Annotated in this window: 21 protein-coding genes; 12 read left to right on the top strand and 9 right to left on the bottom strand. The window is 69.3% G+C overall.

Features of this window, described 5'->3' with window-relative positions:
* Nucleotides 1–60: 60 nt before the first annotated feature.
* The gene (ppsA, locus tag KBY96_RS07405) at nt 61–2,550 is read left to right on the top strand and encodes a phosphoenolpyruvate synthase (RefSeq protein WP_254978722.1); all 2,490 of its coding nucleotides are present in this window, start codon (nt 61–63) and stop codon (nt 2,548–2,550) included.
* On the opposite strand, the gene KBY96_RS07410 is transcribed toward ppsA, so the two are convergent.
* Entirely contained in the window at nt 2,532–3,290 is a 759-nt protein-coding gene (locus KBY96_RS07410; RefSeq protein ID WP_254978831.1) for an MBL fold metallo-hydrolase, read from the bottom strand. The genes ppsA and KBY96_RS07410 overlap by 19 nt on opposite strands.
* A gap of 45 nt (nt 3,291–3,335) precedes the next feature.
* Nucleotides 3,336–3,494 carry a hypothetical protein gene (locus KBY96_RS07415; protein ID WP_254978723.1) on the bottom strand — a complete coding sequence of 53 codons (159 nt, stop codon included), beginning with the start codon at nt 3,492–3,494 and terminating at the stop codon, nt 3,336–3,338.
* Between the two features lie 96 nt (nt 3,495–3,590).
* Between KBY96_RS07415 and KBY96_RS07420 the strand changes: the two genes are divergently transcribed.
* A complete protein-coding gene (locus tag KBY96_RS07420) occupies nt 3,591–5,282 on the top strand; it encodes an NAD(P)/FAD-dependent oxidoreductase (protein ID WP_254978724.1) in 1,692 nt (563 codons plus the stop codon).
* A 102-nt stretch (nt 5,283–5,384) separates the two neighbouring features.
* Here KBY96_RS07420 and pgeF read toward each other — a convergent pair whose 3' ends face one another.
* From pgeF to KBY96_RS07435, 3 genes are read right to left on the bottom strand one after another with little or no spacing between them, the layout of a single operon-like run.
* Nucleotides 5,385–6,179: a peptidoglycan editing factor PgeF gene (pgeF, locus tag KBY96_RS07425; protein ID WP_254978725.1), complete on the bottom strand. Its 795-nt coding sequence runs from the start codon at nt 6,177–6,179 to the stop codon at nt 5,385–5,387.
* Nucleotides 6,180–6,181: 2 nt separating this feature from the next.
* Complete coding sequence (locus KBY96_RS07430; RefSeq protein WP_396122292.1) at nt 6,182–7,084, bottom strand: Tab2 family RNA-binding protein; 903 nt, start codon at nt 7,082–7,084, stop codon at nt 6,182–6,184.
* The gene (locus KBY96_RS07435) at nt 7,084–8,349 is read right to left on the bottom strand and encodes a S1 RNA-binding domain-containing protein (protein ID WP_396122293.1); all 1,266 of its coding nucleotides are present in this window, start codon (nt 8,347–8,349) and stop codon (nt 7,084–7,086) included. Before KBY96_RS07435 ends, KBY96_RS07430 begins: the two co-directional genes overlap by 1 nt.
* A 50-nt stretch (nt 8,350–8,399) precedes the next feature.
* Here KBY96_RS07435 and KBY96_RS07440 point away from each other — a divergent pair, with 50 nt between their 5' ends.
* The 6 genes from KBY96_RS07440 (at nt 8,400) to folE (ending at nt 13,720) form a co-directional block, all read left to right on the top strand.
* On the top strand, nt 8,400–9,218 hold the full coding sequence (locus KBY96_RS07440) for a creatininase family protein (protein ID WP_254978727.1): 819 nt from the start codon (nt 8,400–8,402) through the stop codon (nt 9,216–9,218).
* 50 nt (nt 9,219–9,268) lie between these two features.
* Nucleotides 9,269–10,033: an aldehyde oxygenase (deformylating) gene (locus tag KBY96_RS07445; protein ID WP_254978728.1), complete on the top strand. Its 765-nt coding sequence runs from the start codon at nt 9,269–9,271 to the stop codon at nt 10,031–10,033.
* Nucleotides 10,034–10,103: 70 nt separating this feature from the next.
* The gene (locus KBY96_RS07450) at nt 10,104–11,153 is read left to right on the top strand and encodes a long-chain acyl-[acyl-carrier-protein] reductase (RefSeq protein ID WP_254978729.1); all 1,050 of its coding nucleotides are present in this window, start codon (nt 10,104–10,106) and stop codon (nt 11,151–11,153) included.
* Between the two features lie 60 nt (nt 11,154–11,213).
* On the top strand, nt 11,214–12,203 hold the full coding sequence (locus tag KBY96_RS07455) for an acetyl-CoA carboxylase carboxyltransferase subunit alpha (RefSeq protein WP_254978730.1): 990 nt from the start codon (nt 11,214–11,216) through the stop codon (nt 12,201–12,203).
* Between the two features lie 54 nt (nt 12,204–12,257).
* The gene (locus KBY96_RS07460; RefSeq protein WP_254978731.1) at nt 12,258–12,968 is read left to right on the top strand and encodes an SDR family oxidoreductase; all 711 of its coding nucleotides are present in this window, start codon (nt 12,258–12,260) and stop codon (nt 12,966–12,968) included.
* Between the two features lie 8 nt (nt 12,969–12,976).
* On the top strand, nt 12,977–13,720 hold the full coding sequence (gene folE, locus KBY96_RS07465) for a GTP cyclohydrolase I (protein WP_396122294.1): 744 nt from the start codon (nt 12,977–12,979) through the stop codon (nt 13,718–13,720).
* On the opposite strand, the gene KBY96_RS07470 is transcribed toward folE, so the two are convergent.
* Nucleotides 13,710–14,378 carry a phosphoribosylanthranilate isomerase gene (locus KBY96_RS07470; protein ID WP_254978732.1) on the bottom strand — a complete coding sequence of 223 codons (669 nt, stop codon included), beginning with the start codon at nt 14,376–14,378 and terminating at the stop codon, nt 13,710–13,712. The two genes, folE and KBY96_RS07470, sit on opposite strands and share 11 nt — an antisense overlap.
* 110 nt (nt 14,379–14,488) lie before the next feature.
* Between KBY96_RS07470 and KBY96_RS07475 the strand changes: the two genes are divergently transcribed.
* Nucleotides 14,489–15,787, top strand: a complete 1,299-nt coding sequence (locus KBY96_RS07475) for a site-2 protease family protein (RefSeq protein ID WP_254978733.1) — start codon at nt 14,489–14,491, stop codon at nt 15,785–15,787.
* Here KBY96_RS07475 and KBY96_RS07480 read toward each other — a convergent pair.
* Both KBY96_RS07480 and KBY96_RS07485 read right to left on the bottom strand, forming a co-directional pair.
* Nucleotides 15,673–16,509, bottom strand: coding sequence for a lipoate--protein ligase family protein (locus tag KBY96_RS07480; RefSeq protein WP_254978734.1), 837 nt, complete (start codon nt 16,507–16,509; stop codon nt 15,673–15,675). The genes KBY96_RS07475 and KBY96_RS07480 overlap by 115 nt on opposite strands.
* The gene (locus KBY96_RS07485) at nt 16,502–17,011 is read right to left on the bottom strand and encodes a CRR6 family NdhI maturation factor (RefSeq protein ID WP_396122295.1); all 510 of its coding nucleotides are present in this window, start codon (nt 17,009–17,011) and stop codon (nt 16,502–16,504) included. Before KBY96_RS07485 ends, KBY96_RS07480 begins: the two co-directional genes overlap by 8 nt.
* 168 nt (nt 17,012–17,179) lie before the next feature.
* Here KBY96_RS07485 and psaM point away from each other — a divergent pair, with 168 nt between their 5' ends.
* The 3 genes from psaM (at nt 17,180) to KBY96_RS07500 (ending at nt 18,959) form a co-directional block, all read left to right on the top strand.
* A complete protein-coding gene (gene psaM / locus KBY96_RS07490) occupies nt 17,180–17,284 on the top strand; it encodes a photosystem I reaction center subunit XII (protein WP_254978735.1) in 105 nt (34 codons plus the stop codon).
* An 83-nt stretch (nt 17,285–17,367) separates the two neighbouring features.
* Nucleotides 17,368–17,856: a hypothetical protein gene (locus tag KBY96_RS07495; protein WP_254978736.1), complete on the top strand. Its 489-nt coding sequence runs from the start codon at nt 17,368–17,370 to the stop codon at nt 17,854–17,856.
* A 116-nt stretch (nt 17,857–17,972) separates the two neighbouring features.
* Nucleotides 17,973–18,959: a protochlorophyllide reductase gene (locus tag KBY96_RS07500; protein ID WP_254978737.1), complete on the top strand. Its 987-nt coding sequence runs from the start codon at nt 17,973–17,975 to the stop codon at nt 18,957–18,959.
* A gap of 44 nt (nt 18,960–19,003) precedes the next feature.
* On the opposite strand, the gene KBY96_RS07505 is transcribed toward KBY96_RS07500, so the two are convergent.
* Nucleotides 19,004–19,414, bottom strand: a complete 411-nt coding sequence (locus KBY96_RS07505) for a hypothetical protein (RefSeq protein ID WP_254978835.1) — start codon at nt 19,412–19,414, stop codon at nt 19,004–19,006.
* Nucleotides 19,415–19,478 lie beyond the last annotated feature (64 nt).

Below are 19,478 nucleotides of genomic sequence, written 5' to 3' on the forward strand. Positions count from 1 at the left end.
TCACAGTTGCGGCCACCCGGGGCACGGCGCGGCAAGAGTGGGGATGGTCGCCGCCTGAGCATGTCCACACTCCAGAGCTCCGGGTCCAGCCCTCTGGTGCTGCCCTTCAGCGCCGTGGGTATCGAGGCCATCGACCGGGTGGGCGGCAAGAACGCGTCGCTGGGGGAGATGATCCGGGAACTCGGCAGCAAGGGCGTGCGTGTGCCGGATGGCTTCGCCACCACCGCCGAGGCCTACCGCCACTTCATCGCGGACAGCGGCCTGGGCGAGAGGCTGCATGAGCTGCTCGACGGCCTCGACGGCGACGACATCGCCGCCCTGCAGTCGGCCGGCGCCTCGGCCCGCTCCCTGCTGCTGAACGCTCCACTGCCGGACGACCTGCAGGAGCAGATCCTGACGGCCTACCGCCAGCTGGCCGCCGGCAGCGGGTTGGCGGACGGGGCCCAGCTGTCGGTGGCGGTGCGTTCCAGTGCCACCGCGGAAGACCTGCCCGATGCCTCCTTCGCCGGCCAGCAGGAAACGTTTCTGAACGTGCAGGGCGAGGCGGCCCTGCTGGCGGCCTGCCGGCGCTGCTTCGCCTCCCTGTTCACCGACCGGGCGATCTCCTACCGCCAGATGAACGGCTTCGATCACTTTGACGTGGCCCTCTCGATCGGCGTGCAGCGGATGGTGCGCGCCGACCTGGCCGCCTCCGGGGTGATGTTCAGCATTGACACCGAAACCGGCTTCCGCGACGCGGTGCTGATCACCGCCGCCTATGGCCTCGGCGAGAACGTGGTGCAGGGCACGGTGAACCCCGATGAAGTCCTGATCTTCAAGCCCACTCTGGAGCAGGGCTTCGAGCCGATCATCCATCGGCGGCTGGGCAGCAAGGCGATCCGCATGGTCTATGCCGAAGCCAGCGAAGGCGGCCGCCGGCACCACGAGCCCGGGCAGGGGGCCACCCGCAATGTGCCGGTGCCCCTCGAGGAGCAGGGGCGCTTCGCCATCAGCAACGCTGAGGCCCTGCAGCTGGCCCGCTGGGCCTGCACGATCGAGCGTCACTACAGCCTGCGCCGCGGCAGCCCCACACCGATGGACATCGAGTGGGCCAAGGACGGCCAGAGCGGAGAGCTGTTCATCCTCCAGGCCCGGCCCGAGACCGTGGAGTCACGGCGTTCGGCCACGGTGCTGCGCAGCTGGCACCTGGAACCCCACCAGGAGCAGCCGATCGCGCGCGGCCGGGCCATCGGCGCGTCCGTGAGCAGCGGCCGGGCCCGGATCATCCGCGACCCCGGCGAGATCCAGCGCTTCCAACCGGGCGATCTGCTGGTGACCGAGCGCACCGATCCCGACTGGGAGCCGATCCTCAAGCGCGCCAGCGGGGTGATCACCAACCAGGGTGGACGCACCTGCCACGCGGCGATCATCGCCCGCGAGATGGGGATCACCGCGATCGTGGGCGCCGGGGATGCCACCGAGTGCATCACCGATGGCGATCTGATCACCGCCAGCTGCTGCGAAGGCGATGAGGGCCGCGTGTACCGCGGCGAGCTGCCCTTCCGGCTGGAGGAGCAGGAACTCGGCGACCTGCCCGACACCCGCACCCGCATCCTGATGAACGTGGGCAATCCGGAGGAGGCCTTCAAGCTGGCCGCCATCCCCTGCGACGGCGTGGGCCTGGCCCGGCTGGAATTCATCATCGCCAATCACATCCGCGTCCACCCCCTGGCCCTGCTGGAGCCCGGGCGGGTGCGCGACGCCAGCGAGCGGCACGCCATCGCCGAACTCACCCGCGGTTACGACACCCCGGCGGAGTACTACGTGGATCTGCTGGCCCAGGGGATGGGGCGGATCGCCGCCGCATTCTTCCCCAGGCCGGTGATCCTGCGCTTCTCCGACTTCAAGAGCAACGAGTACGCCAAGTTGCTGGGCGGGCGCCACTTCGAACCCAGCGAAGAGAACCCGATGCTCGGCTGGCGGGGGGCCTCCAGGTATTACGCCCCGGCCTTCCGCGAGGCGTTTGCTCTGGAGTGCCAGGCCCTCAAGCGCGTACGCGAGCGGATGGGACTGGTCAACGTGATCCCCATGGTGCCCTTCTGCCGCACACCCGAGGAGGGCGACAAGGTGCTGGCGGAGATGGCCCGCCACGGGCTGGAGCGGGGGCGCGCCGGGCTGGAGGTGTACGTGATGTGTGAACTGCCCAGCAATGTGATCGGCGCCGAGGCCTTCGCCGAGCGCTTCGACGGCTTCTCGATCGGCTCCAACGACCTCACCCAGCTCACCCTGGGCCTGGACCGCGATTCAGCCCTGGTGGCCGACCTGTTTGACGAGCGCAATGCCGCCGTCAAGGCGATGATCTCCATGGCCATCGCCACGGCCCGGCGCTGCGGCCGCAAGGTGGGCATCTGCGGCCAGGCCCCCAGCGACCATCCGGACTTCGCTGAATTCCTGCTGGCCGAAGGCATTGATTCCATCAGCCTCAATCCCGATGCGGTGATCTCCACCCGCATCGCCGTGGCGAAGCTGGAGGAACGCCTGCTGAAGCAGCCTCAGGCGGCGATCCGGTAGGCCTGCCCGGGCACTGGATCGATGAGACGGGCAGAGGCACGGCCAGCGGACCCGCCAGCGGCGGCCACAGCGGCCGCGTCCTCGGTGCTGCCCTGCTGGCTCAGCGCGCGGGTGAGCAGGCCTTCGTAGCGGGCCTCGCCACCGGCGGTGCTGGCCAGCACCAGCGAGGGATGGAAGCGCTCCAGCAACTGGGGCAGCACCTGGCGGCCGCGCACGAAGGCCCCGGCCAGGGGCAGGGAGAGATCCACCACCGGGGTGATCACCGCGTCGAGGGGATCGGCCGGCAGATCGGGATCGAGATAGCCGTGGGGTTCGAGGTAGAGGCTGCCGCCGGGATGGTCGAGGCGGTAGCCGTTCTCCACCTGGGGCACGGGCGCGCCGGCCGTGGCCAGGATCCTGAGCGCCCCCAGCTGGTGGCTCTGGCCCGGGCTCAGCGCGGTGACGTGGCGGAAGCCCAGTTCCCGTACCCGGCTGGCGGCCGTGGCGGAACCCACCACCGGCAGGTCACGGTCGAGCAGCTCCAGGCTGGGGGGATGGCAGTGGTCGGGCAGTCCCTGGGTGAGCAGCAGCAGGTCGAGGTCGGGGGGCACGGGCCAGGGCCTGGGCAGGCTGGCGGCAAACAGCCAGCGGCCGGGCGGAAACACCAGGTCGCCGCACAGCCAGGGGTCGACGAGCACGCGCAGGCCGTCGAAGTCGAGCAACCAGCCGTTGGCACCGAAGTAGGTGGCGGCAACCATCAGAACAGCGACGAGGGAACCAGGGTGACCATCAGCGGGCGGGCGGCGTCAGGCGGCGGCCAGGGAGGGGCGGCTGCGGCCCGCCAGGCTACGGCCCGCCAGGCTGCGGCCCGCCAGCAGCTGCCAAACCTGCAGGCCGTGGCTCAGGCCGCGGGCGGCACTGACCACCGCCAGCAGCATGCAGAGGGGGCAGTGGGTGAGAGACACAGGGCCCCCGCAGACGCAGACCAACCCTGGCAGAGCCGGGAGGGCAGCGGTGGCTGCTGAAATGAATTCCCCACCGCTCACCGTTGGAGACCCCCCGTGCTGCGGCTGAGCGAGCTGAAGCTGCCCCTCGACCACGCCGAAGCCGACCTGGCGGCGGCCATCTGCCGGCGGCTGCGCCTGCGGCCGGAGCAGCTGCACCGCCAGCGGTTGGTGAAACGCAGCGTCGATGCCCGCAAGGCCGGTGCGATCCAACTGGTGTACAGCCTGGATCTGGAGCTCGATCCCGCCGCCGAGGCCCGGCTGCGGGGCCGCTCCGGCACCGACCCCCACCTGCGCTCCAGCCCCGATGAGCGCCATCAGCTGCCGCTTGAGCTGGCGCCGGCGCAGGCGCCGATGCCCAGACCTGTGGTGGTGGGAGCCGGCCCCTGCGGCTACTTCGCCGCGCTGATGCTGGCGCGCATGGGCCTGCGCCCCCTGCTGCTGGAGCGGGGCCAGCCGGTGAAACAGCGCAGCGCCGACACCTTCGGCTTCTGGAAGGGGCAGCGCCCGTTGAATCCAGAGTCGAACGCCCAGTTCGGCGAGGGCGGTGCCGGCACCTTCTCCGACGGCAAGCTCTACAGCCAGGTGAGCGAAGCCAAGGCCTACGTGCGGCGGGTGCTGGAAGAACTGGTGGAAGCCGGGGCCAATCCGGAGATCCTCACCCTGCACCGGCCCCACATCGGCACCTTCAAGCTGGCCACGGTGGTGCGCGGCCTGCGCAGCCGCATCGAGAGCCTCGGCGGTGAGGTGTGGTTCGGCTGCCGGGTGAGCGGCCTGGAGCTCGATCCCGCCAGCCGCCTAGTGGGCGCGGTGCAGCTGGCCGATGGCCGGCGCCTGCCCGCTGTAGCGGTGGTGCTGGCGGTGGGCCACAGCGCCCGCGACACCTTCAGCTGGCTGCGGCAGGCGGGGGTGGCGATGCAGGTCAAGCCGTTCGCAGTGGGCCTGCGCATCGAGCATCCCCAGCCCCTGATCGATCGCGCCCGTTGGGGGGAGCAGGCGGGCCATCCCCGGCTGGGGGCCGCCGAATACAAGCTCGTGCACCACTGCTGCGGGCCTGGGCTCAGCGGCCGCAGCGTCTACAGCTTTTGCATGTGCCCCGGCGGGCTGGTGGTTGGGGCCACGTCGGAGCCGGAGGCCGTGGTCACCAATGGCATGAGTCAGCACTCACGCAACGAGCGCAACGCCAACAGCGCTCTGGTGGTGAATGTGGAGCTGGCCGACCTGGAGCCCTACGGCAGCGAACCCGCCGATCCCCTGGCGGGGGTGGCCTTCCAGCGGCACTGGGAGCGGCAGGCCTTCGAGGCCGGCGGCCGCAGCCTCCGGGCCCCGGCCCAGCGGCTGGACGACTTTCTGGCCGGCCGGCCCAGCACCGCTGGGCCCGGCCCCGCCGCGGCGATCAGCGTGGCTCCCTCGTACCAGCCCGGGGTGGTGTTCAGCGATCTGGGCCCCTGCCTGCCCCCCTTCGTGGTGGCGGCCCTGCGCGAAGCCCTGCCCGCCTTCGAGCGGCGGATCCCGGGCTTCTGCCGTGGGGATGCGGTGCTCACGGGCGTGGAGACGCGCACCTCCTCACCGATCCGGCTGCCGCGGGATGCCACCAGCCTGCAGTCGCTGAACACACCTGGACTGTTCCCTGCGGGCGAGGGAGCCGGCTACGCCGGCGGCATCCTGTCAGCGGCGATCGATGGCATCAAGGTGGCCGAGCGGCTGGCGCAGTGGGCCGTGGCAGCTGACCCCACTGATCTGCATTGATCGTTCGCACCAAGCCGTGCAGGTGCTGTGGTTCCGGCGTGATCTGCGCCTCGACGACCACCCGGGCCAGCGGGCCAGTCCACCCGCCATGGCCGCCGACCCTCAGGCCTGGGAGACGATGCCACTCCACTGCACCGCCTTCACCTGATCCCGTCGCCAGGAGTGGAACAGCTCCGGTTCCGACACGGTGCACAGGGGACAGACGCTGATGCGCTCCTCCGCCAGCCCCAGCTGCAGCAGCTGCAGCCTTGCGGCGACACGGATGTCGAGCCGCTCGCGGTCGGGATCGGGGTCCTCGAAGAGGGCACCGGCCCGGCGCAGGGCCGCCTTGCCACCACCGCCGGGAAGGGCGGCGGCCACCTGCTCGCTCACCGGTCGCTCCACCTGGTAGCGGGCGCCGCTCACAGCCGGACCCAAGGCCACGCAGAGATCGGCTCGGCGGCTGCCCGCCGCCTCCAGGGCCTCCACCGCCGCAGACAGGATGGCGCCGGCAACCCCGCGCCAGCCCGCATGGCAGGCGGCCACGGCCCCGCGCACCGGGTCGGCCAGCAACACAGGTGTGCAGTCGGCCCCGCACACCCACAGGCTCTGGCCGCCGCCATCGCTGCAGAGGCCATCGGCCTGGGGCCAGGGGGCCAGCCGGGCGGCGGAGGCGGGCAGCACGGCGTTGCCGTGCACCTGCGAGGGCCGGTGCACACTCACCCCGGCGCTGAGATAGCCGGCCAGCACCTCCGGCTCCCGCCCCTGCCACTGGCGGGTGAAGAAGCCGTGCTCAAACCCCGCCAGCAACTCGGCCTGCAGGTAATAGCCGCCGTAGCAGCCCACCCAGGTCCAGCCCGGGAGGTCGTTGAAGCCCACATCGGGGCGGTCGAAGGGTGGATCAGCGGCCTCAGCCATGGTCAGGCGTCGGGGAGATCGCGCAGCAGCCAGAGGCCCTCGAAGCGCTGGTCGCTCTCACTTCCCTGCACGGCCAGAAACTGCAGGCCGCCCACCTGCTCGCGGGCGGCGGCAAAGGCGACGTTGGCGGCTTCGGCCTCCTCTCTGGAGAGGCCGCCGAGCAGCCAGCGATCCTCCAGACCGGCTTCCAGCACCAGTCTGTCGGCCTCAATCTCCAGCCGCACCGGCTCCAGGCCCGCCAGCCAACCGGCGATGGCCAGGGCCCGCCCCGCCCCGAACAGGCGAATCCCCGGCACCAGGGCCTGCGGATCGGCCCCCTCGGGCAGGGGCACCAGAGAGGCGAACCCCGCCTCCCAGCCACCCGCGCCCGCCAGCACCTCCAGGGGCAGGCTGGCCCAAGTCCAGCTCTGACCGCGGGCCGCTTCCGGCAGGGGCACGGGCACCGGCCGGATCGCGGCCGGCGGTGGTGCCAGCGGCCCGGCCAGAAAGCCCTCTTCACCGGGATAAACTTCCCGTTCGCGCTCCTGCAGCCAGTTCACCAGGGCGTAGGTGCGGCGGCTGGGCACCAACTCCAAACCCAGGCCCTCCGCCGCACGCTGCACCATGGTGCGCATCGACGCCCGCCAGCAGCGCAGCCGGCGCGGCATCCCCAGTCCGGCTGCCTCGGCCTCGGCAAGGGCCTGCTCGAGGGCCTCGCGCAGCCAGATCGAATTGACGCTGGTGGCGGGACAGGCCCGCAGCCAGCGGAACTCCGCACCCAGCTGGCGACCGTCCGGCCCCACCACAGGGGTGGAGCAGATCAGCAGTTCCCAGCGTTTCTTGCCGTCGGGGTCGAGGATCGGCCGGGAATAGAAATCGAGCTCCCAGTCCGGTGCCAGGGCCTGGCCAGTCACGGGGGTCGCCATCATCCGGCCTGCTGCTCCTGCTGGCGGAGCAGCGAGCGGGCGCGATGGGCCCGATCGGCCGCCTCCGCCATCACCGTCTGGCGATCCACCAGCAGCTCTCCGGGTTCTCCCTCCAGCAGGGCGGTATTGAGGGCGATGCGACCCCGGCCCGGGTCGAGGCTGGTGACCAGGGCCTGGAGGCGATCCCCCTGGTCGAACACCTCACGCAGGGAGCGCAGCTGGCCGCCGGTGATGCAGCTCTGATGCAACAGGCCGCTCACGCCCCCCAGATCCACAAACAACCCGTAGGGCTTGACGGCCACCACCACGCCCTCCACGAGCTGCCCCACCTCCAGCTCGGCAAACCGGGCAGCGCCGGCAGCACGCTTCTCCGAGAGCACCAGCTTGCGGGCCTCGGCATTGACCTCCAGGAAGGTGACCCCAAGGGTTCGGCCCACCAGGGCCTCGTGGTTGTCACCATCGACCAGCTGGGAGCGGGGCACAAATCCACGCAGCCCCTCCAGGTCGCAGGTCACCCCACCGCGGTTGAAGCCATTCACCTTCACCTGCACCACCTTGCCCTCCTTCTCCATGGTCCGCACGGTCTCCCAGCTCTGGCGCAGGGCCAGGGCCCTGGCACTCACCGTGACCATGCCATCGGCGTTCTGCTCGCGGGTGACGAGCACCTCCACCTCCAGCCCCATCGGGAAGCGCTCCTTGAGGTTGGTGATCACCCCCAGCCCGCTCTCCTTCTTGGGCATGAAACCGGGGGCCTTGCCGCCGATGTCCACATACACCCCGTCGCCTTCCAAGCCCACCACCGTGCCGCGCACCACCTCACCGGCACTGCCCACAAAGTCCTGTTCCTCGAGGGCGGCCAGGAAGGCCTCCTCGTCAAAGTCAAAGTCGTCGACGCTGCGGGACACCCCGGCCGCGGCCTGAGGGGCACTGCCGGCCGAGCGGGAGCGGCCGCGGCCAGGCTCGGGGCCCATCAGGTCGGCCATCGACAGGCCCTCGAGCGACCCCATGCCGAAGCGTTCCTCGTCGGAGCCCCCTGGGGCGCGAGCCGGGGGGGCGGCTGGGGCAGACGGCGCTGGCGCGGGCGTCGCCTCGGGGGCGGTCGCGGTCGCGGCCGCGGGCTGCGCCTCTGCGGCCGCGGAGTCGTCCTTCTTGATCATCAGCACCTGGGGCGGCCTGCGCACAGGGGCCGATGCCTGGGGACGGGAGGGACCGGGAGGCACCGGGCGAGCGGAGGACGAGGGCGGTTGCTTGCCGGATCCTGCCATCGGCACCTCGGACTGGGGACCGCACACTGTAGAGATCGGATCTGAACCCCATGCCGCCTCAGCGCCAGCTCGCCCGCCTTGCCTGGCCCCAGGTGCAGGAGGCGGCACAACGCCCGGGAAGCACCGTGGTGTGGCCCTGGGGGGCGGTGGAGCAGCACGGCCCCCAGCTGCCCCTGGCCACCGATGGCCTGTTCGCCGAGCAGCTGCTGGATGCGGTGCTCGAGGAGCTGGCTGAGCACCAACCGATCTGGCGCTTGCCCCTGCAGGCGATCGGTTTCTCACCCGAACACCTGGGCTTTCCCGGCAGCCTCAGCCTGCCGCCGGAGCTGCTGATCCAGACGGTGTGCAGCGTCGGCCGGCAGCTGGCCGACTGCGGCTTTCAGCGGCTGGTGCTGTTCAACGCCCACGGTGGTCAGATCGCCCTGCTGCAGACCGCCGCGCGGGAGCTGCGCCAGCAGGTGCCCGCCCTCGGGGTGCTGCCCTGTTTCCTGTGGAGCGGCATTGCCGGCCTGGCTGAACTGCTGCCGGCCTCGGAGCGACAGGGAGGTCTCCACGCCGGTCTGGCGGAGACCAGCCTGATGATGCACCTGGCAGCGGAGCTGGTGGGCCCGCAGCGCCCCTGCGACGGACAGCCGGCGGCGGTCCCTTCGGGCTGGAGTCTGGAGGGGGCGGCACCGTGTGCCTGGTTGATGGCCGACCTCAGCCGCAGCGGCGTGGTGGGGGATGCCCGCGGCTCCGATGCCTCCCTGGGCCGCGCCCTGGCCGAGCGGCTGGTGCAGGGCTGGAGACAGCGCTTCGACACCCTGCTGGCCAGCGACTGGCCACCCGGTTGTGCGATCCGCACCCCGGCACCGCCTGAACCCGGATGACGCTGGTTACAGTCCGATGATCTGTACACGCTGCTGCGTCCACCATGGTGATGCTGTCCTCCAACACCCCCAACGCGGCCACCCCCACCGCGAATCAGGACACAGCCCAGAGCGGTGGCCCCAGCTCCGCTGACGAGCAGTCGGCTCTGCCTGACTTCACCACCGCCAGCTACAAGGACGCCTACAGCCGCATCAACGCGATCGTGCTCGAGGGCGAACAGGAAGCCCACGACAACTACATCGCCCTGGGAACCTTGCTCAGCGACCAGGCCGAGGAGCTGGCCGGCCTGGCCCGCATGGAGCTCAAGCACAAGAAAGGCTTCACCGCCTGCGCCAAGAACCTGGGCGTGACGGCCGACATGGACTTCGCCAGGGAGTTCTTCGCTCCCCTGCACAACAACTTCCAGCAGGCCCTGGCCGCAGGCAAGGTCACCACCTGCCTGCTGATTCAGGCCATCCTGATTGAAGCCTTCGCCATCTCCGCCTACCACATCTACATCCCCGTAGCTGATCCCTTCGCCCGCAAGATCACCGAAGGCGTGGTGAAGGATGAGTACACCCACCTCAACTACGGACAGGAGTGGCTCAAGGCCAACCTCGAGACCGTGCGCGAGGAGCTGATGCAGGCCAACCGCGACAATCTGCCCCTGGTGCGCCGCATGCTGGAGCAGGTGTCGGCCGATGCCGCCGTGCTGCACATGGAGCAGGAAGATCTGATGGCCGACTTCCTCAGCTGTTACCAGGAAACCCTGATGGATATCGGCCTGACCAGCCGGGAGATCGCCCGCATGGCGGCCTCAGCCCTCACCGCCTGATCCGGTTCGCCTGGTTTGGCTGGCAGGCCGTGGGAGGATGTAGCGTCCGCCACACCTGCCAACCTGCCGCATGTTCGGGCTGATCGGTCACTCCACCAGTTTTGAGGAGGCCCGCTACAAGGCCCGGACCCTGGGATTCGACGCCTTCGCCGACGGCGACCTCGACATGTGGTGTGCAGCACCGCCCCAGCTGGTGGAGCGCATCGAGATCACCAGCCGCACGGGCCAGACCATCCAGGGCGCCTACATCGATTCGGTGTTTGTGCCCGAGATGCTGCGGCGGTTCAAGACGGCCAAGCGCAAGGTGCTCAAGGCCATGGAACTGGCTCAGCGCTCCGGCATCGACATCACAGCACTGGGGGGGTTCACCTCAATCATTTTTGAGGACATGAACCTGCTGCGCGAACAGCGGGTGAGTGCCGTGGAACTCGACTGGCAGCGGTTCACCACGGGCAACACCCACACCGCCTGGGTGATCTGCCAGCAGGTTGAAACCAATGCTCCCCGGCTTGGCATCGAGCTCGCCCGGGCCAGGGTGGCTGTGGTGGGTGCCACCGGTGACATCGGCAGCGCCGTGTGCCGCTGGCTGCAGCGCCGGGGGGTGGGCGAACTGCTGCTGGTGGCGCGGCGGCCCCAGCCCCTGGCCGAACTGCGCGAAAGCCTGGGCGAAGGGCGTGTTCTGGGCCTCGATGAGGCGCTGGCTGAGGCCGACGTGGTGGTGTGGGTCGCCAGCCTGCCCCAGAGCCTGGAGATCGACAGCGCCAGGCTGCCCAAGCCCTGCCTGATGATCGACGGCGGTTACCCCAAGAATCTGGATACCAAGGCCGCCGCACCGGGTGTGCATGTGCTCAAGGGCGGCATTGTGGAGTTCTGGCAGGACATCGGCTGGCAGATGATGGAGCTGGCCGAGATGGCTGTTCCCCAGCGGCAGATGTTTGCCTGCTTCGCCGAGGCCATCCTCCTCGACTTCGAGAAGATCCACACCAATTTCAGCTGGGGCCGCAACAACATCAGCCTCGAGGCCATGGACCGGATCGGTGCAGCCTCCCTGCGCCATGGTTTCAAGGTGTTGGAGCTGGAGCCGGCCGATCACTCAGCGCCGGTGCTCGCCGGCGCCTGAGGCCCTCAGCCCCGGCCGCCCCAGCGCCACACAACCCGTTCTCCCGCCTGCTTCCACGCCATGGCACGTCGCGCCCTGCTGGATTTTGAAAAGCCACTCGTGGAACTGGAGGAGCAGATCGAGCAGATCCGCCAGCTCGCCCGCGACTCCGAAGTGGATGTGAGCCAGCAGCTGCTGCAACTGGAGACCCTGGCCACGCGGCGGCGCAAGGAGATCTTCGACTCGCTCAGCCCCTCCCAGAAGATCCAGGTGGCGCGCCATCCCCAGAGGCCCAGCACCCTGGATTACATCCAGGTGATCTGCGATGAGTTCATCGAACTGCACGGCGATCGCTGCGGCGGTGACGATCAGGCCCTGGTGGGAGGCATCGGCCGGATCGGTGAGCGCGGCGTGATGCTGCTTGGCCATCAGAAGGGCCGAGACACCAAGGAGAACGTGGCTCGCAACTTCGGCATGGCCTCCCCCGGGGGATACCGCAAGGCGATGCGGCTGATGGACCATGCCGAACGCTTCCGGCTGCCGATCTTCAGCTTCATTGACACCCCTGGTGCCTACGCCGGTGTGCTGGCTGAGGAGCAGGGGCAAGGTGAGGCCATCGCCAAGAACCTGCGCGAGATGTTCCGGCTTCGGGTGCCGATCGTGGCCACGGTGATCGGCGAAGGGGGCTCCGGAGGAGCCCTGGGCATCGGCGTGGCCGACCGGCTGCTGATGTTTGAGCACAGCGTGTACACGGTGGCCAGCCCGGAAGCCTGCGCCTCGATCCTCTGGCGGGATGCCGCCCAGGCCTCGGTGGCGGCCGAGGCCCTGAAGATCACCGGCGCCGACCTTCTGCAGCTGGGAATCGTGGATCAGGTGCTGCCCGAACCCTCCGGTGGCAATCACTGGGCACCCCTGGATGCCGCCGATACCCTCAAGACCGCCCTGCTGGAGCAGCTGGAGCAGCTGGACCGCTGCAGTGAGACGGAACTGCTCGAAGGCCGCTATCAGAAATACCGGCGCATCGGTCGATTCGCTGAGGAGGCAACCCCAGACACCGCCCTCACCTCTTAAGGTTCTCACTGGGATCAGCGCCTTGCGCGGTTCCTGCTTTCCGCCCGATTCCGTTTGCCCACCGCCCTGATCACTGGAGCCTCACGAGGTATCGGTGCCGCCACGGCTCGTCGCTTCGCGACTGCCGGCTATCAGCTCATGCTCCTCGCCAGGCCCTCCAGCGACCTCACCCAGCTCTGCGACGACCTCACCACCAGCGGCTGTGCTGTCGCAGGTGTCGGTGCCGACCTCAGTGATCCCGAAGCCGTCCAACCAGCGCTGCTCTCCCTTGTTCGGCAGGGTGGCACGCCGAACGTGGTGATCAACAACGCCGGCATGGCCTACACCGGAAGCCTGGCGGCGATGCCACTCGGCCAGTGGCTCACCCTCATGCAGCTCAACCTCACGGCTGTGTTTCAGGTGTGCCAAGCCCTGATCCCAAGTCTGCGGACCCAGGGTGGCGGGCACATCATCAATGTGAGCAGCCACGCCGCTCACAACGCTTTTCCCAACTGGGGAGCCTATTGCGTCAGCAAGGCTGCGCTGTCGTCCTTCAGCCGCTGTCTGGCGGCTGAGGAACGCAGCCACGGCATCCGCGTGAGTACCCTCACCCTCGGTGCGGTAAATACGCCCCTCTGGGATAGCGAAACAGTCGACAGTTCCTTTGATCGGCATGCCATGCTTGATGCGGGGCGAGTTGCCGATGCCCTGCTCTTCCTGGCTGAACAACCCGCCACTCAGGTGGTGGAAGATCTCACCCTCATGCCCGCCGCTGGCGCGCTCTGAGTTCTATCATGACGTCCATCCTCCCCTCCAGTTTCAGCTCCGCTGAAACCATGCCCGACGCTGCTCCCCGTCCTGTGAGCCTGCGCATCCGCGATCGGCTTGACGCGGCTGATGTTCCCTACCTCGCCAACGACAACATTGCCGATCACCTGCTTGACGGCGAGCTCGACCAGCTGGAGATCGAGGTGGCCGGCAAGGTGCGGGAGCTGCTGCGCAGCCTCGTGATCGACATCGACAACGACCACAACACCGAGGAGACGGCCGAGCGGGTTGCGCGGATGTACCTCCATGAGGTTTTCAAGGGTCGCTACCACGAACAGCCCAAGATTGCAAGCTTCCCCAACGTAAAAAAGCTTGACGAGATCTACACTGTGGGGCCGATCACCGTGCGTTCTGCCTGCTCTCACCACCTGGTGCCCATCCTCGGCAACTGCTGGATCGGCATCAAGCCAGGCTCCCGGGTAATAGGCCTTTCCAAATTCACCCGTGTGGCCGACTGGGTATTCTCCAGGCCCCACATCCAGGAAGAGGCCGTGATGATCCTGGCCGATGAGATTGAGAGGCTGTGTGAGCCCCAGGGTCTCGCCATCCTGGTGAAAGCCCAGCACTACTGCATGAAGTGGCGTGGGGTGAAGGAACCCCAAACCAGCATGGTGAATTCGGTGGTGCGAGGCGATTTCCGCCGCGATCCCAGCCTCAAGGCCGAATTCTTCGAACTGGTGAAGCAACAGACCGCCCTGCTCACCACCTGATCTCCTGCGGCTCGCGCCTCGGCAGGCATGCGAGCAGCTCACGCACCCGCTCCAGATCCTTGTCGCCCGGGCTGCGCTCCACCCCGCTGGAGACATCCAATCCGGTTGGCTGCACCCGCTGCAGCAGTGCGGCCACCCGGTCGGCCCGCACGCCTCCAGCCAGCCACCAGGGCAGCGGCGCCTGCCAGCCCTGCAACCACTCAAGCGGCACGGCATGGCCAGTGCCGCCGAGCTGGTCGGGAACCCAGGCGTCAAGCAACAGTGCGTCCACGGCATCGGCATAGGCCTCGGCCCGCTGCAGATCCCCGGGGCTGCGCAGGCGCAGCGCTTTCCACACCTGGCAGCCCAGCCGCTGCCGCAGGTGGCGGCAGGTGTGGGGCGATTCCTCGCCGTGCAGCTGAATCACCTGATGCCCGCGGGCCGGATCCAGTTCCGGCAACAGCTCGGCACCGGGATCGGCCACCACCAGCACCCGCTGGCAGGCCGGTGCCGCCGCCTGCACCGCCGCGAACAGCCCCGGCCGATCTTGCCCGGCCAGGTACCGAGGGGAGCTGGCCACGGCGATCACGCCGATGGCATCGACACCGAGAGCGGCCACCTCAGCCGCCTGAAGCGGTTGGCGCAGGCCGCAGATCTTCAGCAGGGGCGAGGTGGGCACCAGAGTTCGTGGGCACTGCGTGCCGTTTCTAGGATCAGTGTGCGGATGGATCGCCCTGCACGGGGAACCACCGCCCATCGTCAACACCGCCAAGCATCAAGGGGCACCGCGTGGGAGAAGGCTGGCAACTGTTCAAGATCCGCGGCATCCCCCTGCGCATCCATCCCAGCTGGTTCGTGATCCTGGCAGTGGCCACCCTGGCCTTCCAGCAGTACTACAGCCTCAACCTGGACGCGGCCGACCTGCCAGCCGGAGGCGGCACGGCCGCGCTCTGGGCCCTGGGGCTGGCCACGGCCGTGCTCCTGTTCGTGTCCGTGCTGCTGCATGAACTGGGCCATTCGCTGGTGGCCCTCAGCCAGGGGGTGAAGGTGCGCAGCATCACCCTGTTCCTGCTCGGCGGTGTGGCCAGCGTGGAGCGGGAATCCAGCACGGCCATCGGCGCCCTGCTGGTGGCGGCGGCGGGGCCGGCGGTGAGCCTGGCCCTCGGGATCGGCCTGCTGGCCAGCACCCATGCAGCCGCCCACCTCTCGCCACTGCTCGGGGCGATGGTGAGGGAACTGGGCACCCTCAACCTCATCCTGGCCCTGTTCAACCTGCTGCCCGGACTCCCCCTCGACGGCGGCCTGATCGTCAAGGCGCTGGTGTGGCAGATCAGCGGCAGCCAGCGGCGGGGGGTGGAGGTGGCCAACGCCAGCGGCCGTCTGCTGGCCTACCTGGCCATCGGCATGGGCACCCTGGTGCTGCTGCGCGGTGGCGGCCTGAGCGGAGCCTGGCTGATCCTGCTGGGCTGGTTCGGCCTCGGGGCGGTGCGCAATCAGCAGCAACTGCTGAGCCTCCAGAGCGCCCTCACCAGCCTGCAGGTGAAGGATGCGGCCGGCCGCCGCTTCCGGGTGCTGGAAGCCAGCGACAGCCTGCGCCAGCTCAGCTACGCCCGCATCAAGGAACCGAGCCCGGTGGGCCCGGCCGACTGGCTGTTGGTGTGCGACCAGGGGCGCTGGCGGGGGCTGATCGACGACACCGCCCTGCAGGACCTGCCGGTGCAGCGCTGGGACCATGACCGGGTGGGCGATCACCTCAAGCCCCTCGACAGTCTCACTTCGATCACCGATGACGCCCCGCTGTGGCAGGCCGTGCAGCGACTGGAGGACAACAACAGCGACCGCCTGCTGGTGCTGAGTCCGGCCGGGCTGCCCAGCGGCACCATCGATCGCCCCGGGCTCGGTGAAGCGGTGCTGGGCAAGCTGGGCCTCAAGCTGCCGGCCCCGCTGCTGGAGACGGCCCGCCGTCACAACACCTACCCCCTGGGCTTGGCCCTGCCGCAGGTGGTGCGCTCCATGCTGGCCTCCGGCGAAGTGCAGGAGGCACCGGCCGCAGGCGACGCAAGCACAGCGGGTACGACACGCGTCTGAGCCAGCCCGGCGGCGATGGCCGCCAGCTCGGCGGCGCTGCAGGGCTGCTGGCGCAGGGGCGGCAGGGGTAACCAGCGGGCTGCCGCCGCCATCAGCGCGGCTTCGATCTGGGCTTCCCCGCCCGGCAGCGTCGGCCACTCAGGCGGCAGGCTGCCGAACAGCTGCAGCCAGAGCCCGGGATCGGGAGCCAGCTGAATCGACCCGTGCTGCAACAGGCAGCCCGCCCGCCAGAGCTGGGCGCTGCCGATGCGCTTGCTGCCACTGCCCTGCACCAGGTCGGCCGCCGTGGAGGTGGCGAAGCAGCTTGCCGCCGCCAGGGTGGCGGGCTGATCGCCGAACCGCAGGGGCTGGCCGAAGGACTCAAAGGCCACCTGCAACCAGCGGCAGGCCTGGCGATAGGCCTGGGGGCGGTTCGGAGGAGGGTCTGGCCAGACCAGGGCATAGGCGAGATCACCACCATGCAGCACTGCGGCACCGCCCGTGGGCCGGCGCACCAGCTCGATGGCGCCCCTGGCGGCCAGCTCCAGCCAATGCGCTGGCAGGCGCCTCTGGTGACGCCCCACCGAAAGGCAGGGCCGCGGCCAGCGGTAGAGCCGCAGCGCCGGCTGTCCCTGCTCCAGCAGCCAGGCATCGATGGCCATCTGCCAGCTGCCCCCGAGGCAGGCCAGCGGCAGCACGCGCGTCCAGCTGTGCGGCGGGCCCGCGGGTTGGCCTTCAGCCATCGGGCCCATCGAGCTGCTGCCAGAAACTGGCATCCAGCTCCAGGCCCAGCACTGCCGCCATCTGCGCCAGTCCCTGGCGGCAGTTGAGGCCGTTCCCGGCAGACCAGTGATCCAGCAGGTAGAGGCGGTGGGTGAGCCACAGCTCCAGGGCCTCGGGAGCGAAACGGATGCCTTCGCTGCGGCTGAAGCCATGGGGCAGGAGCATGGCCACATGGCGGGTGAGCTGCCCGCTGCTCCGCTCGATCAGCAACGGCAGCCAGGGGTGGTGCGCATCGGCCCGCAGGGTCCAGAGGCGCGGTTCCGGGATCTCGGAGAGTTCGCGGGGATCGTCATCCGCCCGCGGCCAGTCGTACTGAAGCTCCAGTGTGCCGGCGGCGTTCAGCAGATCAGCCGGTGCCAGGGCGGCCCAGCCGGCCAGGGGGGAGAGATCGAGGCTGCGGATCGCCGCGGCGGGAACACGCAGGGATCGATCCGCAGAGGACGGGTCGCATTCAGCGGACACGGCGGACGGATGGCAAAACGGGAGGAGGGCAGTGCGGGATGGGACCTGCAGGGACTGGAGACCCAGGCCCTGCCACAGCATCAAGAGCTGTGACAGGGCCGCAGCCGGAGGTGGACCGTAGCGGGGTGGGGCCGAAGAATGGTGCCGGTCTCCTGTTCATCGCCCCCCATGGTCTCCACCCTCAGCCAGACCCAGATTCTGATCGCCCTGGTGGTCGCTGCCCACGCCGGGGTGCTGGCGGTGCGCCTGAGCGTCAGCCTGTTCAAGGCCTGATCACGCTCCTGCATCAGGCGCGGTCCCCTTGGCAGAGCCGCCCCGGAGCGCTAGAAGCGTGGGGAACTCCGTCTTCCAGTGCCTTGCGGGCCACTCAACGGCGATCCTCCACCGGGGCCCCTGCCTCCCCGGTCCAACCCTGGCCGGCGGGCTCCAGCGAGCCGGCGAGTCCCGCCCTCACGGCTCGCCCCGCTCTGATTGAAGCCGGGGCCGCCGCCAGTCTCTCCAGCGAGCGCCGCGACCTGATCTGCAGCCTGATCGGTCTCACGGTGAAGCTGGGGCTGGTGGCGGTGGCGGGCATCAGCCTGGTGCGGCTGGCCGGCGCCTACCAGGAGCGCATGGATCGCCAGGGCGAGCTGGCGGCAGTGCTCCAGCTCGAGCAGGGCAAGCTGGCCCGGGCGCGGGATCGCTTCGATGCGCTGTTCACCGTGGACGGAGAACAGCGCCTGATCCGCGAGCAGAATCAGTGGATCGCCCCAGACCGCCTGCGGGTGGTGTGGAAGCAGCCCGCTGTCGAAGCGTCCCCTGCCGTCGCAGCCCAGCCCGTCCAGGATCCCGGCGAGGCGGACTGACGGTCGAGGGGGGGAGGGAGCCAACGTCTTTCTCTGTGTTGAGCGGAGCCCGTTGCAGGCGGAGTTGACCACGGCTCCTCCGTAGGTTGGGCTGCAGCCTCAACGCTCCGCGCTCCATGGCCCCATCCGCTTCCGGTGAAGCTTCCCCAGGCACGGTGCTGATCACCGGCACCACCTCGGGGGTCGGGCTCCATGCCACCAGGGCCCTGACGGCACGGGGCTGGACCGTGATCACGGCCAACCGCGACCCGGTGAGGGCCGGAGCGGCCGCCGACAGCCTCGGCATTCCCCACAGCCAGCTGCACCATCTGCGCATCGATCTGGGCGATCTCGACAGCGTGCGCGCCGGGGTGGAAACCCTGGTCGACTCGATCGGCGGCGACCTCGATGCCCTGGTGGTGAACGCAGCGGTGTACAAACCGCGGCTGAAACAGCCCGAGCGCTCTCCCCAGGGCTATGAGCTCTCGATGGCCACCAACCACCTGGGGCACTTCCTGTTGATCCAGATGCTGCTGCCGAAACTGCAGCAATCCAGCCATCCCTCCAGGCGGCTGGTGATCCTGGGCACCGTGACGGCCAATTCCAAGGAACTGGGCGGCAAGATCCCCATCCCCGCTCCGGCGGACCTGGGTGATCTCAGTGGCTTCGCCGCCGGCTTCCACGCCCCGATCGCCATGGCCGACGGCAAGCCGTTCAAGCCCGGCAAGGCCTACAAGGACAGCAAGCTCTGCAACATGATCACCAGCCAGGAGCTTCACCGCCGGCTGCATGGGGGCACGGGCATCGTGTTCAGCTCCCTGTATCCCGGCTGCGTGGCCGACTCACCCCTGTTCCGCAACACCCCGCGGCTCTTCCAGAAGGTGTTCCCCTGGTTCCAGAAGACGATCACCGGCGGCTACGTCACCCAGAGCCTGGCCGGAGAGCGGGTGGCCCAGGTGGTGGCTGACCCTGAGTTCGCCGTCTCAGGGGTGCACTGGAGCTGGGGCAACCGCCAGAAAAAAGACGGCAAACAGTTCAGCCAGCAACTCTCGGAGAAGGCCAGCAATCCCGACACCGCCGCCAAGGTATGGGACACCTCCATGCAGCTGGTGGGCCTGAGCTGAACGCCAGGCGGAGGTCCCAGAGGGATCCGATCAGAGGCTATGGCTCAGAGGTGGCGACGGAATCCACTGCCGAAACCACCTCCAAAGCCTCCATCCCGGCCGTCGTCGCCGTCGTGGGAGTCCTCAGCCTGGCTCAGCTTCCAGACATTGCGGCTGAGGCGGCGGGCGCGCAGGCCACCGCGCTCGACCACCGCGCTGCCCGGGCGGGCGCCCAGCAGAGCCGTGACCTCAGCGGTGCTCAGGGGCGCGCCCGTCTGAATCGCCAGGCGGGTGAGCTCCAGCCGCTGGCGCAGGGAGGCGAGATCGGCACTGCCGCCGTCCTCGGCTTCAGTCCAGAACCAGTCGGGGGTGTCGCCGGAACTGCGCAGCCTCTGGAACAGACCGAAGCCGATCAGGGCCAGGGCCTGTTCAGGCTTGATGCCACGGGCACTGGCCTCGGCAAGCCAGTCGGCCATCGGCGGGAGACCGAAGTCGTGGGGGAGGGTTTGCGTGACCATGGTGCTCCGCCAGCCGCTGCCG

The sequence above is a fragment of the Cyanobium sp. ATX 6A2 genome (assembly GCF_024346355.1).
Classification (GTDB): domain Bacteria; phylum Cyanobacteriota; class Cyanobacteriia; order PCC-6307; family Cyanobiaceae; genus NIES-981.